This window comes from Streptomyces sp. NPDC056061 (assembly GCF_042266885.1).
In the GTDB taxonomy this organism is placed as follows: Bacteria; Actinomycetota; Actinomycetes; order Streptomycetales; family Streptomycetaceae; genus Streptomyces.
On record NZ_JBHJWQ010000003.1, the window covers coordinates 101,026 to 114,279 of the forward strand.

Below are 13,254 nucleotides of genomic sequence, written 5' to 3' on the forward strand. Positions count from 1 at the left end.
GGGGAACCTGTGAGCCATGAGATTCCAGGTGCGTGAACGCCTCTTCGCCATCGGTGACGACTACTGGATCGAGGACGCGGACGGCCGCAAGGTCTTCCTCGTCGACGGCAAGGCCATGCGGGTGCGCGACACCTTCGAGCTGAAGGACGCCGAGGGCCGCGTGCTGGTCGAGATCCGGCAGAAGCTGCTGAGTCTGCGCGAGACCATGCTCATCGAGCGCGACGGCGAACAGCTCGCCAAGGTCAAGCGCAAACGCCTGTCGCTGCTGCGCAACCACTACCGGGTCACGCTGGTGGACGGCACCGAACTGGACGTCAGCGGCAAGATCCTGGACCGCGAGTTCGCCATCGACTACGACGGAGAACTGCTCGCCCAGATCTCGCGGCGCTGGCTGACCGTCCGTGACACCTACGGCATCGATGTCGTGCGGGAGGACGCCGACATCGCCCTGCTCATCGCGGTATCGGTGTGCGTCATCGTGCTCGCGGAGAAGGAACACGACGACCACTGACTCGCCGCCCGCTGATCCACCGACCTGCGGTCCGCGGTCTGCCGATCCGCCCTGTTTCACGTGAAACGGGGCATCCGGGGACCGGGCCCCGAGATCCACGGCGAACGGTCCCACGAACGGTTCCGTCCGCGGGACCGTTCGCCGGACGGTTCCCGCGAGGCCCTACGCGTCGACAACGGGCGGGGTCAGCCCGAGGCGGCGGTCCTTGAGCGCGGGGAACTGCTCGCGCGTCGTCGCCACCTTCGCCGGGTCGAACTCCACGCTCAGCACCTCCTCCTCCGCTCCCGCCTCGGCGAGGACCTCACCCCAGGGGTCGACGACGATGCTGTGTCCGGCCTGCTGGATCCCGCCGTGGGTACCGGCGGTGGCGACGGCCAGGACGAATGCCTGGTTCTCCACGGCCCGCGCCTGCGCCAGCAGCGTCCAGTGGGCACGCCGCCGCTCGGGCCAGCCTGCCGCGACGACCAGCGTCTCGGCGCCCGCGTCCACGAGTCCCCTGAACATCTCCGGGAATCGCAGGTCGTAGCAGGTGGCGAGGCCCAGGGTGGTCCGCGGCAGGGCAACCGTGACCAGTTCCTCGCCGGCCCCCATCATCACCGCCTCCCCCTTGTCGAAGCCGAAGCGGTGGATCTTGCGGTAGGCGGCGGCCCGCTCGCCCTCGGGCGTGAAGACGAGCGCGGTGTTGTAGAGCGTGCCGTCGGGCGCGCGCTCGACGAAGGAGCCCGCGTGCAGCCAGACCCCGGCATCGGCGGCGGCCTTCGCCATGATCTCGTGGGTGGGCCCCTGGAGCGGTTCGGCCTCGTCCGCGAAGGCGGAGTAGGCGAAGGCTCCGACCGGCCAGAGTTCGGGAAGGACCACCAGATCCGCGCCGCGCTGGGCGCCGATCAGCGCCGCCGCCCGCCGCCTGCGGGAATCGACGGATTCGTCCGGGTCTACTGCGATCTGGATGAGGGAGGCGCGCACACTACCACCGTCCTGGCATTCAAGCCGTCAACACAGCCTACGATCGTCACACGAAAGCACTGCCGGGGTGCCTGATCGCAGCGTAACTTAGCGATCGAACCTCCCACGCAGCCCGCAGCCCGCCGTCCGCAGCCCGCCCGCGCCCAGCACTCCAGCCCACGCACCGCAGAACCGCACGAGGGGTCCCGTGACCGTCCATCCCAGCCTCCAGACCTATGCCGATGCCTGGACCCATTCCATCGAGTCGATAGTCGAGCTGGTGAAGCCGCTCGCCGAAGGGGAGTGGAACGGCCGTACTCCGTGTCCCGCCTGGTCCGTGCGCGACATCGTCTCGCACATCATCGGTATGGAGTGCGAGCAGCTCGGCGATCCGCGCCCGATCCACACACTGCCGCGCGACCTGTACCACATGCAGAACGACCTCGCCCGCTACATGGAGATGCAGGTCGATGTGCGGCGCCACCACACCTCTCCGGAGATGCTCGCCGAGCTGGAGTACACGATCATTCGCCGCGCACGTCAGCTGCGCAACGAGAACCGTGACCCCCAGACCATGATCCGGGCTCCGCTCGGCGCCGAGCAGACCCTCGAAGTGGCGCTGCGGATGCGGGCGTTCGACATCTGGGTGCACGAGCAGGATCTGCGTGCGGCGCTGGGCCGGCCCGGCAACCTCGACTCCCCCGGCGCCACCATCGTCCGGGACGCCCTGCTCGACGAGTTGCCGAAGGTCGTCGCCAAGGACGCGGGGGCGCCCGCCCATTCGGCGGTGGTGATCGATGTGAACGGGCCGGTGGAATTCCTGCGCACGGTGAGGGTCGATGCGGAGGGGCGCGGTTCGGTGGACGGTTCGCCGTCGCTCGGCCCGGCCGTGACTCTGGCGATGGACTGGGAGACCTACTCACGTCTCGCCTGCGGACGGGTGCGCGCGGGCGCGGTCGCGGACCGCATCAAGGTCGAGGGCGACCCGGAGCTGGCCGAGGCGATCCTGCGGAACTTCGCCGTGACGCCGTGACGCCGTGACGCCGTGACCGCCACGGCGGTCCGACGCCATCGCGTACCGGGTTCCGCGCCACCGCTGTCGGCGGCGCCCGTCGGGCCAGGACGGGCGCGCCGCCGACCGGGCGCACCGGAGAGTTCACGCCCGGACAGATCGCGTCCGGACAGGTCACGCCCGGACAGGTCACGCCCGGACAGGTCACGTCCGGACAGGTCACGTCCGGACAGGTCGCGTCCGAGTTCGCGTCCGGACGGGGACTGCCCGATCAGGAATCGCCCGGACAGGCCCGTCCGGGCACCCGTCACACGGGCACGTGCACGGCCTCCACTCGGCTGATCACATGGTGCTCCCGCTCGCGGTGCGCGGCCCGGGAGTGCAGGCGCAGGATCTGGACGACGCCGAGCGCCTCCAGCACGAAGACCGAGGCGAACGCGATCCGATAGTCGTCCCCGGTGGCGTCCAGCAGCACACCGACGGCGAACAGCGTGGTCATCGACGCGATGAAGCCGCCCATGTTGACGATGCCCGAGGCGGTGCCCTGACGCTCCGGCGGGTTGGCGGGACGGGCGAAGTCGAAGCCGATCATCGAGGCCGGTCCGCACGCGCCTAGCACCACGCACAGGACGATCAGCAGCCACATCGGCGCATGACCGCCGGGGCAGAAGATTGCCGACGCCCAGACCAGGGCCGTCACCCCGACCGTCCCGAGCGCCAGCGGGGCGCGGGCCGCGTGGTGCCGGGCGATGATCTGCCCGTAGACCAGCCCGAACGCCATGTTGGAGAGCACCACCAGGGTGAGCAGCTCGCCCGCGGTGGACCTGCTCAGCCCCTGCGCCTCCACCAGGAACGGCAGCCCCCACAGCAGCAGGAACACCATGGCCGGGAACTGCGTGGTGAAGTGCACCCACATGCCGAGCCGGGTGCCGGGCTCCCGCCAGGCGTCGGCGATCTGCCTGCGTACGAAGGCGGCGCCCGCGTGCTCGACGGGCGGCGGCTCGTGGCCCTCGGGGTGGTCCTTCAGGAAGGTCAGCAGAAGGACCAGGACCACGACCCCGGCGGCCGAACTGCCGACGAAGGTGGTGGTCCAGCCGAATCCGTGCAGGGCCCGCGCGATGAAGAGCGTCGAGACGAGGTTGCCCGCCATGCCGATGAGTGCCGCGACCTGACTGATCAGCGGACCGCGCCGGGCCGGAAACCAGCGGGCGCCGAGCCGCAGCACGCTGATGAACGTCATCGCGTCCCCGCAGCCGAGCAGCGCCCTGGAGGCCAGCGCCATGCCGTACGAGGGCGACAGCGCGAAGCCGAGCTGCCCGAGCGTGAACAGCACGGCCCCGAAGGCGAGCACCTTCTTGGTGCCGAGCCGGTCGACCATCAGGCCGACGGGTATCTGCATGCCCGCGTAGACCAGCAGTTGAAGGATGGAGAACGTGGAGAGCGCGGAGGCGTTGACGTGGAAGCGGTCCGCGGCGTCGAGACCGGCGACGCCCAGGCTGGTACGGAAGATGATGGCGACGAAATAGACGGCGACACCGATGCCCCACACCCACACGGCACGCCGGCCGCCGGGTGGATCGCCGGGCAGGGACAGGGTGGGCGCGGCGGCCGAGCTCACCGGTCCTCACCCCTGACCAGCACCTTGACCCGGCTGACGTGGCGCCGTACGACCTGGGCCGCGCCGTCCGCGTCACCGGATCTGATCGCGTCCAGCAGTTCGCCGTGCTCGGTGATGTTCGCGGCGATCCTGTCCGGGTGCGCCTCCATCACAGCGACTCCCATCCGCAACTGCCGGTCCCGCAACTGGTCGTAGAGGCGGGAGAGAATGTCGTTGCCCGCGTTGCGCACGATCTCCGCGTGGAAGCAGCGGTCCTTCACGGAGACGGCGGCCAGATCGCCATCCCGGGCCAACTGCCGCTGCTCATCGAGCAGTTCTTCAAGCCGTTCGATCAACTGCGCCGAGGCGGGCACGGCCTTGCGGGCCGCGAACTCCTCGACCAGCAGCCGGGTCTCCACCACATCGGCGATCTCCTGCGCGGAAACGGCGAGTACGAGGGCACCCTTCTTCGGGTACAGCTTGATCAGCCCCTCGACCTCCAGCCGGAGCAGTGCTTCCCTCACCGGGGTGCGGGAGACCCCGGTGGCCTCGGCGAGATCGCCCTCGGTGAGCAGCGTGCCGCCCTCGTAGCGGCGCTCCAGGACCGCTTCCTTGATGTGGGTGTAGACGCGCTCGGCGGCGGGTGGCCGCTTGGCGCCGGGCGCGAGCGAGTGGGCAGAGGGCTTCACGGCAGGGGGCGAGGCAGGCATGCACACAGGATAGATACAACATGCGTACATAACGAATTCCGTCCGGACTCTGGACGCCGGAGCGCGCGACGGAGGCAGCCACCCCGGCACGGCGGGGCGGAGCGAGGCCCCCACCGGGCACGACAGAGCCGCACACCCGCCCCACGGCGGCACAATCCGCCCAGCCACGGCAGCGCATGCGCCCGGCCATGGCAGCGCACGCGCCCGGCCGACCGGCGCCCGGCGGACACCGCCTTGGCCGGCCCCTGAACCGCTCTTGACTCCGAAATTGCCCCGAAAACCCCGGGAAACAGCGCATCCATTCCCGTGCCTCGTGAGTCTCATCACCGAGCGGCACCTTCATGTGGCCGCATTTCAGGGGCATTTGGAGCAACCAAGTTGAAAATCGGCTTTAAGCGCATAAACCGCGTTTCCGCCACTGCCACGGTGGCCCTCACCGCAGGTGCTGTCATCGCGGGCAGCGTGTTCGCCTCCTCCGCGCAGGCCGCCGCACCGCCCGTCCCGAAGATCACCGCCAAGGGCGGCTTCGTGATGAACAGCGGGAACGGCAAAGCCCTGTACACCAAGACCGCGGACACCCGCCGTTCCACCGGTTCCACCACCAAGATCATGACCGCCAAGGTCGTCCTGGACCAGAAGAACCTGAACCTGGACTCCAAGGTCACGATCCAGAAGGCGTACAGCGACTACATCGTCTCCCGGGGCGCCTCGTCGGCCCGTCTGATCGTGGGCGACAAGGTCACCGTCCGCCAGTTGCTCTACGGCCTGATGCTGCCGTCCGGCTGCGACGCCGCGTACGCCCTTGCCGACAAGTTCGGCTCCGGCTCGACCCGCGCGGCCCGCGTGAAGTCCTTCGTCGGCAAGATGAACGCCTCCGCCAAGTCCCTCGGCCTGAAGAACACCCACTTCGACTCGTTCGACGGCATAGGGAACGGCTCGAACTACTCGACGCCGCGCGACCTGACGAAGATCGCCTCCAGCGCGATGAAGAGCTCCACGTTCCGGTCGATCGTGAAGACCAAGTCGACCAAGCAGAAGGTCACCACGAAGTCCGGCGGCTACCGCTACATGTCGTGGTCCAACACCAACACGATGCTCAGCAGCTACAGCGGCGCGATCGGCGTGAAGACCGGTTCCGGCCCTACCGCCAAGTACTGCCTGGTGTTCGCCGCGACCCGCAACGGCAAGACGATCGTCGGCACCGTGCTGGCCTCGACCAACGCGACCAACCGGTCGGCGGACATGAAGAAGATCATGGACTACGGCTTCAAGAAGTAGCCCGTCCCGCAACACCCGCGAAGGGGGCCCGCGCCACGCGGGCCCCCTCTCTCGTGCGCACGGCCGCCGGCCCAGGGGCTGTCCGTGGTCCGTGGCGGATCGGCGCGCACGGCCGTGTCGTCGGGCGTCCGCCGGGGCGCTTGCGTGGCAGCCCTCAAAGACTGTCCCGCACCCGCCCGCGACCGGTGCCGGCAGGGCGTTGTTCGACGACCGGCCGCAGGCGTTGGGAGCCGCCCCGGGTCAGCGGCATCCCGGTCGTGGCCACGAGGTCGTACGCCGCAGGGCCGATCCGCGTGCCGGAAACCCGTTGGCCGTGCCGGCTCCCGAAAACGGCCGGACGGGTCGCAGACCGGAGGGCCTGCCAGGCCAGACGCGTCTGGTCGGTCAGGAGTCGATGCCGCTCCGGCCCCACCTCCGGTTCGTTCCATGTCACCGCGAGGCGGCCTGCCTCGAAGGCTTCGCCCTCGTCGTCCCGGAACCGGCGAGCGCACAGGAACTGCAGCACGGCGGAGCGCGAGAGATCGGCACCGGCCGCGGCTCCCCCGACCACCGGCACGTCCTCGGGCGCCCGGGCCCCCTCCGGCAGCAGCATGAACGCCTGACGGCCCCCGCAGCTCAGGGCATCCCCGAGCGATGGGTGCAGGTGCACCTGGTGAAGCCCCTTCGGGCCCGGGTGGCTGCACAGCCACCCGGCCCGGGGCAGGGCCTCGCCGATGCTCCGCCCGACGTCCCGCTCGTCCTCGGGCAGCAACCACACATCGGTCTTCTTCGTGCGGGAGCCGGGAAATGCCATGGGCGCAGCATGGCAGGAGGCAGTGACAGGCCCGTCGCGCGAAGGACGCTCAGTCGAGGCAGAACTCGTTGCCCTCGATGTCCTGCATGCAGATGCAGGACTCGTTCTCCTCATCGGCGTACAGCACGTTCACGCACACCGCTCCGAGCGCGATCAGCCGATCGCGTTCGGCCTCAAGGGTGGCCAGGCGCTCCTCGCCCACGAGCCCGGTGCCGGCCCGCACGTCGAGATGCACCCGGTTCTTGGCGACCTTCCCCTCGGGAACGCGCTGGAAGTACATGCGCGGGCCCTCACCCGTGGGGTCGGAGCACACGGCCCATGAACCCTGGCCCTCGGAGGGCAGCGTGATGACGTACCCCAACACCTCGCACCAGAAGCGAGCCACACGTTCGGGTTCCGCGCAGTCGAAAGTGACCTGGACCTTCTTGACCGATGCCATGGAGTCACCCTAACAACGTGCCCCAGCACCCCAAATCTTTTTAACCACACCCCTGTTGACCAGCGAATCTCCCGCGTGAACCGCTGCTGCGCCGGGCGGTCGCACGGGGTGAACCGATGCCGGTTCGCCCTCTCCGAGGAGTCGCGCGCCGTCCCGATGTGCTCGGGCCATCGGGGGTGGGAGTCTGCCTGCCGTTCTCCGGCCCGCTGCCCTCGGGGCGGCGCTCCGCGCACCGCTCGGCGTCGCGTCCCTCCTGGCCGACCCTCAGCACCTGCCGCAGTCCCACGGCAGTCGGCACCACTGCCGGGACCGGCCGTTCAGGGGCGGGCGGACCGGACCAGCCCGCCCCGGAAGGCGTCCCAGGCGGCGGGGCCGAGGACGACGACGGGGCCGGTGGGGTTCTTGGAGTCGCGGACGGCGACGGTGTGGGGGATGTTGCGGGCCACTTCGACGCAGTCCTCTTCCAAGGTGCTGTAGGACGATTTGACGAACCGGAACACTTTCACTCACTCATTCCTTTGGCGATGTCCTCGATGAGTCGCGTCGAGTCGTACGGCGATACGGCGGCCCGCGAAATGGCGTTGAACATGTCGACGAAGAGGACGCTCCGCTCCGCATCCTCAACCCAAGCCCCAGTGCGGGGCACGTCCATGTGGACCACGTCGACAGCGCCCTCCTCCCCGAAGGAGAGGATGTTGAACGGCCCGCTCACACCCGCATGACCGCCGGCCCGGAACGGTAGCACCTGAATGTGGATATTCGGCAGCTCGGCCAGCTCGCGCAGATGCTCCAACTGACCTTTCATAACTGCCGGGCCGCCCATCAGCTGGCGAAGCGCCGCTTCCCAAATGACAGCGTGCATCTGCAAGGGCCTGTCGCCGTACAGGCGCTGTTGGCGCCGGGCGCGCAGACTCACAACCGCCTCAAGCTGATCCAGGTCTTCCCAGCACATGTCCGCCACGCCCATGGCCCGCGTGTACTCGGCCGTCTGGAACAGCCCCGGGATCAGAGCGACCTGCCATTGGCGGTTACGCAGCGCCGCATCTTCCATGGCGACATAGTCCACCTGTCCGCTGTGGAGCATCCTGTCTTCCCACCAGCCCCGGACCTTCCTGCGTTCCCGGTCAGTCTTCGCGAGATCCAGCAGGCCCGACAGAACCTTGCTGTCGGTGACGCCGTACAGCTGGCACAGTGCCCTGACGTCCGGGTCCCGGACCGGCACCCAGCCGCTCTCTATCTTGACGACCTTGGTCGCTGTGGCACTCAAGTACTCGGCCGCCTGTTGCTGCGTCATGCCGACTGCCAGCCGCAGTTGTTGGAGCTCGCCGCCCAGACGTCGGCCGAGCACGGTCGATACTCGACCCCCGGACCTGCCGGTACCAGATTTTTGCATGCCGCCCTCCCGCTGAACACGGTCAGTGTGTCAGCAAGCACGGTCTGATGACATCCCGTTCGCTCGAACGGGGAAGATATTCCCTACGCCTCTTGAGCCCGAGAACAACATGCCGCTACGTTCGGCACACGGCCGCTCACCCAGCGGCACACCCATCGGCGGAAGTGCACCGCCCTGCCCCCACGCAGGCGCGGCATCGCCACCGCCCGCACCCACGGAGGCACGTGTCCATGACCGCACCCGAGGAGCTCGCGCCCGTGTCCGCAGCCCAGGAGGTTCCGCCGCCCGGCCCCGCGCTCCCCGCCCTCGTCCCCGTCCTCCGCGAGGACCGGCTCGACTACACCCCGCACCCCCGCAATGTCGGCTTCAGCCGTCGGCGCACCGCCCGGCTCGTCGCGGAGTGGGGGTATCCGGAGCTGTCGGGTGACGCGGCGCTGCTGGTCAGCGAGTTGGCCACGAACGCGCTGCTGCACGGGGCCGTGCCCGAGCGGCTGTTCCGGGTCCGGCTCGCCCTCGTGCCGGGCGTCCTGCGGATCGAGGTGAGCGACGCCTGCGGCGAGCACCCGCACGGGCCCGGCGAACGCATGGGTGCCGGTGACGAGACCGGGCGGGGGCTGCTGGTCGTCGACCGGGTGGCCGACCGCTGGGGCGCCGAGTCCCGGGTCGTGGGCAAGACCGTCTTCGCCGAACTCGCCCTCACCCACGAGGGACGTACGCACCGACGGGCCCGCGCATGACGCGCGGGCCCGTCGGTGAGGCGTGGTCGAGGGGCCGTCAGGCCCAGGTGATCAGCCGCTTCGGCTGTTCCAGGATCGCGGCGACGTCCGCCAGGACCTTGGAGCCGAGCTCGCCGTCGACGAGACGGTGGTCGAACGACAGGGCCAGCGTGGTGACCTGACGAGGCTTCACCTTGCCCTTGTGAACCCACGGCTGGAGCTTGATCGCGCCGACCGCGAGGATCGCGGACTCACCCGGGTTGAGGATCGGCGTGCCCGTGTCGACGCCGAAGACGCCGACGTTGGTGATCGTGACCGTGCCGCCCGCCATGGCGGCGGGGGACGTCTTGCCCTCACGTGCGGTGGACACCAACTCACCCAGTGCGGCGGCGAGTTCGGGGAGGGTCTTGTCGTGCGCGTCCTTGATGTTCGGCACGATCAGTCCGCGCGGGGTGGCGGCGGCGATGCCCAGGTTGACGTAGTGCTTGCGCACGATCTCCTGGTTCGCCTCGTCCCAGGCGGAGTTGATGTCCGGGTTGCGGCGGATCGCGACCAGGAGCGCCTTGGCGATGATCAGGAGCGGGTTGACCCGCACCCCCGCCATGTCCTTGTCGTCCTTGAGCTCGGCCACCAGCTTCATCGTCCGCGTCACGTCGACGGTCACGAACTCCGTGACGTGCGGGGCGGTGAACGCGCTGCCGACCATCGCCTGGGCGATGGCCTTCCGCACGCCCTTGATCGGGATCCGGGTCTCCCGGGCACCCGCGACGACCTCGGTCGGCGCCTCGGCAGCGGGTGAGGCCGCCACCGGGGCGGGGGCGACGGACACCGGAGCCTGCGCCTGGGCCGGTACGGGCGTGACCGCCGCGTGGACGTCCGCGCGGGTGATGATCCCGCCCTCTCCGGTCGGGACGACCGTCGCCAGGTCGATGCCCAGGTCCTTGGCCAGCTTGCGCACCGGCGGCTTGGCCAGCGGCCGGCTCTCCCGGACCGGGACGGCGGGGCCGCGGCCGTGGCCGTTCAGCTCGCCCTGCACCGCTGCCGCGGCAGCCGTCCGGGCGGCGCTGTCGCCCTTGCGGGCGCGGCGCTTGGTGGACGTCTCGGCGACGCCGTACCCGACCAGGACGGGCTGGCGGCCCTTGGGGGCCTCGGGTTCCGGTTCGGCCGGGGACGGGGCCGCCGACCCGGCGGCCGGTGCGGGAACCGGCGCCGGGGCCGCGTCATCGCTGCCCGGGGCCACGTCCACCGCGATGATCACCTGGCCGACATCGACCGTCGTGCCCTCGGGGTAGCGCAGTTCGTGCACCACGCCGTCGAACGGAATGGGCAGCTCCACGGCTGCCTTCGCCGTCTCGACCTCGCACACGACCTGGCCGTCGGTGACCGTGTCGCCGGGCTGGACGTACCACTTGAGGATCTCGGCCTCGGTCAGGCCCTCGCCCACGTCGGGCATCTTGAACTCGCGGAAGCGGGCCGCGTTGGAAGTGTCGGTCATCGTTGTCACGTCCCAGTCCTCAGTACGCCAGCGAGCGGTCGACGGCGTCGAGCACGCGGTCGAGACCCGGCAGGTACTCGTCCTCCAGTCGCGCCGGCGGGTACGGGGCGTGGTAGCCGCCGACCCTCAGCACGGGTGCCTCCAGATGGTAGAAGCATCGCTCCGTGATGCGAGCGGCGATCTCGGCCCCGGAACCGTAGAAGACCGGTGCCTCGTGGACCACGACGAGCCTGCCGGTCTTCTCGACGGAGCTCTGGATGGCGTCGAAGTCGATCGGGGACATCGAGCGCAGGTCGAGGACCTCGATCGACCGGCCCTCCTCCTGGGCGGCGTCCGCCGCGGCAAGGCAGACCTTCACCATCGGGCCGTAGCCGACGAGCGTGAGGTCGGTGCCGGGACGTGCCACCGCGGCCCGGTGCAACGGGCCGGGGATGGTGTCGGTCTCCACCTCGCCCTTGTCCCAGTAGCGGCGCTTCGGCTCGAAGAAGATCACCGGGTCGTCGCTCTGGACGGCCTGCTGCATCATCCAGTACGCGTCGCTCGCGTTCGACGGCGAGACCACCTTCAGACCCGCGACGTGCGCGAACAGGGCCTCGGGGGACTCGCTGTGGTGCTCGACGGCACCGATGCCGCCGCCGTACGGAATCCGCACGACGACCGGCAGCTTGATCTTGCCGAGCGCGCGGGCGTGCATCTTGGCGAGCTGCGTGACGATCTGGTCGTACGCGGGGAAGACGAAGCCGTCGAACTGGATCTCCACGACCGGGCGGTAGCCGCGCAGCGCCAGCCCGATCGCGGTGCCGACGATGCCGGACTCGGCGAGCGGGGTGTCGATGACCCGGTCCTCGCCGAAGTCCTTCTGGAGCCCGTCGGTGATCCGGAAGACGCCGCCGAGCTTGCCGACGTCCTCTCCCATGATGACGACCTTGGGGTCGGTGTCGAGGGCCTTGCGCAGCGACTCGTTGAGCGCCTTCGCGATGGACATCTTTTCCATGGCCATGGCTACTTGCCCTCCTCGACGGAGCCCTCGGCGGAGTCCGCGAACGATGCCTGGTACGCGGCGAACTGCGCGCGCTCCTCGTCGACGAGCGGATTCCCGTCGGCGTAGACGTGGTCGAACATGGCCATCGGGTCCGGGTCGGGCATCGCGCGCACGGCCTCGCGCACCCGCTTGCCGAGGGCCTCGCTCTCGGCCTCCAGCTCGGTGAAGAACGCCTCGTCGGCGGCGCCCTCCTTCTCCAGGTAGGCGCGCAGCCGCAGGATCGGGTCCTTGGCCTCCCATGCGGCGCGCTCCTCGTCGGCCCGGTACTTCGTCGGGTCGTCGGAGGTGGTGTGCGCGCCCATGCGGTAGGTGAACGCCTCGACGAGCATGGGGCCCTCGCCCCGGCGGGCGCGCTCCAGCGCCGCCCGGGTCACGGCGAGGCAGGCGAGCACGTCGTTGCCGTCGACCCGGACGCCGGGGAAGCCGTAACCCTGCGCGCGCTGGTAGAGCGGGACGCGGGTCTGCTTCTCGGTGGGCTCGGAGATCGCCCACTGGTTGTTCTGGCAGAAGAAGACGACCGGGGCGTTGTAGACCGCGGAGAAGGTGAAGGACTCGGCGACGTCCCCCTGGCTGGAGGCGCCGTCGCCGAAGTACGCGATCACGGCCGAGTCCGCGCCGTCCTTGGCCACGCCCATGGCGTAGCCGGTGGCGTGCAGGGTCTGCGAGCCGATGACGATCGTGTACAGGTGGAAGTTGTTGCTGTTGGGGTCCCAGCCGCCGTGGTTCACGCCGCGGAACATGCCGAGGAGGTTGGTCGGGTCCACACCCCGGCACCAGGCGACACCGTGCTCGCGGTAGGTCGGGAAGACGTAGTCGTCGTCGCGCAGGGCCCGGCCGGAGCCGATCTGGGCGGCCTCCTGGCCGAGCAGCGATGCCCACAGGCCCAGTTCGCCCTGGCGCTGCAGGGCGGTCGCCTCGGCGTCGAAGCGCCGGGTGAGAACCATGTCCCGGTACAGACCGCGCAGTTCCTCGGCGGTCAGGTCGATGCTGTAGTCCGGGTGCTCCACGCGCTCGCCCTCGGGCGTCAGCAGCTGTACGAGCTCGGGATCGGAACTCTGTGGCGTACGGGCGGGCTTCTTCGCGGTCGTCTTCACGGCGCTGGTCCGCTTGCTGCTGCGTCGCGGTTTGCGCGCGGCAGTACTCTCCACGGTCACGTGCGTGCTCCTCCGTCGGTCCGGCCCCCGGGGTCTGCCGGGAAGCCAGTGCGGCTCGCCTGCGTCCGTACCCGTGCACGGGGTGGGTGCCGCTCGGTCCGGAAAACAGGCGTGACAGGTGCCCCGGCGAGCGCCCTGTCAAAAGCACGTTACCCAGTGCACCGCATAACTG

The 13,254-nt window shown here is 69.8% G+C and carries 14 protein-coding genes; 4 read left to right on the forward strand and 10 right to left on the reverse strand.

The window, feature by feature from the left end; all coding sequences use genetic code 11:
* The first annotated feature begins 16 nt into the window (after window positions 1–16).
* Entirely contained in the window at window positions 17–511 is a 495-nt protein-coding gene (locus ACFC79_RS06505; RefSeq protein ID WP_376236028.1) for an LURP-one-related/scramblase family protein, read from the forward strand.
* Between the two features lie 162 nt (window positions 512–673).
* On the opposite strand, the gene ACFC79_RS06510 is transcribed toward ACFC79_RS06505, so the two are convergent.
* Window positions 674–1,474: a carbon-nitrogen family hydrolase gene (locus ACFC79_RS06510; RefSeq protein WP_376236030.1), complete on the reverse strand. Its 801-nt coding sequence runs from the start codon at window positions 1,472–1,474 to the stop codon at window positions 674–676.
* Between the two features lie 187 nt (window positions 1,475–1,661).
* Here ACFC79_RS06510 and ACFC79_RS06515 point away from each other — a divergent pair, with 187 nt between their 5' ends.
* A complete protein-coding gene (locus ACFC79_RS06515) occupies window positions 1,662–2,486 on the forward strand; it encodes a maleylpyruvate isomerase family mycothiol-dependent enzyme (RefSeq protein ID WP_376236033.1) in 825 nt (274 codons plus the stop codon).
* A 286-nt stretch (window positions 2,487–2,772) separates the two neighbouring features.
* On the opposite strand, the gene ACFC79_RS06520 is transcribed toward ACFC79_RS06515, so the two are convergent.
* Both ACFC79_RS06520 and ACFC79_RS06525 read right to left on the reverse strand, forming a co-directional pair.
* Complete coding sequence (locus ACFC79_RS06520; protein WP_376236036.1) at window positions 2,773–4,083, reverse strand: nitrate/nitrite transporter; 1,311 nt, start codon at window positions 4,081–4,083, stop codon at window positions 2,773–2,775.
* Window positions 4,080–4,772, reverse strand: a complete 693-nt coding sequence (locus tag ACFC79_RS06525) for a GntR family transcriptional regulator (RefSeq protein ID WP_376236038.1) — start codon at window positions 4,770–4,772, stop codon at window positions 4,080–4,082. Before ACFC79_RS06525 ends, ACFC79_RS06520 begins: the two co-directional genes overlap by 4 nt.
* 378 nt (window positions 4,773–5,150) lie before the next feature.
* Here ACFC79_RS06525 and ACFC79_RS06530 point away from each other — a divergent pair, with 378 nt between their 5' ends.
* Window positions 5,151–6,050, forward strand: coding sequence for a D-alanyl-D-alanine carboxypeptidase family protein (locus tag ACFC79_RS06530; protein WP_376236041.1), 900 nt, complete (start codon window positions 5,151–5,153; stop codon window positions 6,048–6,050).
* A gap of 154 nt (window positions 6,051–6,204) precedes the next feature.
* Here the strand turns inward: ACFC79_RS06530 and ACFC79_RS06535 are convergent, their stop codons facing one another.
* The 4 genes from ACFC79_RS06535 to ACFC79_RS06550 all read right to left on the reverse strand — a co-directional run bounded on the left by ACFC79_RS06535 (window position 6,205) and on the right by ACFC79_RS06550 (window position 8,630).
* The gene (locus ACFC79_RS06535) at window positions 6,205–6,843 is read right to left on the reverse strand and encodes a hypothetical protein (RefSeq protein WP_376236044.1); all 639 of its coding nucleotides are present in this window, start codon (window positions 6,841–6,843) and stop codon (window positions 6,205–6,207) included.
* Window positions 6,844–6,892: 49 nt separating this feature from the next.
* Window positions 6,893–7,282, reverse strand: a complete 390-nt coding sequence (locus ACFC79_RS06540) for a VOC family protein (RefSeq protein WP_376236046.1) — start codon at window positions 7,280–7,282, stop codon at window positions 6,893–6,895.
* A gap of 317 nt (window positions 7,283–7,599) precedes the next feature.
* A complete protein-coding gene (locus tag ACFC79_RS06545; RefSeq protein WP_376236049.1) occupies window positions 7,600–7,788 on the reverse strand; it encodes a DUF397 domain-containing protein in 189 nt (62 codons plus the stop codon).
* On the reverse strand, window positions 7,785–8,630 hold the full coding sequence (locus tag ACFC79_RS06550; protein WP_376236051.1) for a helix-turn-helix domain-containing protein: 846 nt from the start codon (window positions 8,628–8,630) through the stop codon (window positions 7,785–7,787). Before ACFC79_RS06550 ends, ACFC79_RS06545 begins: the two co-directional genes overlap by 4 nt.
* Before the next feature lie 275 nt (window positions 8,631–8,905).
* On the opposite strand from ACFC79_RS06550, the gene ACFC79_RS06555 reads away from it, so the two are divergent.
* A complete protein-coding gene (locus tag ACFC79_RS06555; RefSeq protein ID WP_376236054.1) occupies window positions 8,906–9,412 on the forward strand; it encodes an ATP-binding protein in 507 nt (168 codons plus the stop codon).
* Window positions 9,413–9,449: 37 nt separating this feature from the next.
* Here ACFC79_RS06555 and ACFC79_RS06560 read toward each other — a convergent pair whose 3' ends face one another.
* Genes ACFC79_RS06560 through pdhA form a run of 3 tightly spaced genes read right to left on the reverse strand, consistent with a single transcriptional unit; the run spans window position 9,450 to window position 13,082 of the window.
* Window positions 9,450–10,895 carry a dihydrolipoamide acetyltransferase family protein gene (locus tag ACFC79_RS06560; RefSeq protein WP_376236057.1) on the reverse strand — a complete coding sequence of 482 codons (1,446 nt, stop codon included), beginning with the start codon at window positions 10,893–10,895 and terminating at the stop codon, window positions 9,450–9,452.
* Between the two features lie 10 nt (window positions 10,896–10,905).
* Window positions 10,906–11,886: an alpha-ketoacid dehydrogenase subunit beta gene (locus tag ACFC79_RS06565; protein WP_376236060.1), complete on the reverse strand. Its 981-nt coding sequence runs from the start codon at window positions 11,884–11,886 to the stop codon at window positions 10,906–10,908.
* Between the two features lie 2 nt (window positions 11,887–11,888).
* Window positions 11,889–13,082, reverse strand: a complete 1,194-nt coding sequence (pdhA, locus tag ACFC79_RS06570; RefSeq protein WP_376236062.1) for a pyruvate dehydrogenase (acetyl-transferring) E1 component subunit alpha — start codon at window positions 13,080–13,082, stop codon at window positions 11,889–11,891.
* Window positions 13,083–13,254: the final 172 nt, after the last annotated feature.

Coding starts and splice junctions, on each gene's coding strand:
- ACFC79_RS06505 (WP_376236028.1), top strand. CDS start 17: ATGAGATTCCAGGTGCGTGAACGCCTCTTCGCCATCGGTGACGACTAC.
- ACFC79_RS06525 (WP_376236038.1), bottom strand. CDS start 4,772: ATGCCTGCCTCGCCCCCTGCCGTGAAGCCCTCTGCCCACTCGCTCGCG.
- ACFC79_RS06535 (WP_376236044.1), bottom strand. CDS start 6,843: ATGGCATTTCCCGGCTCCCGCACGAAGAAGACCGATGTGTGGTTGCTG.
- ACFC79_RS06540 (WP_376236046.1), bottom strand. CDS start 7,282: ATGGCATCGGTCAAGAAGGTCCAGGTCACTTTCGACTGCGCGGAACCC.
- ACFC79_RS06555 (WP_376236054.1), top strand. CDS start 8,906: ATGACCGCACCCGAGGAGCTCGCGCCCGTGTCCGCAGCCCAGGAGGTT.
- ACFC79_RS06565 (WP_376236060.1), bottom strand. CDS start 11,886: ATGGCCATGGAAAAGATGTCCATCGCGAAGGCGCTCAACGAGTCGCTG.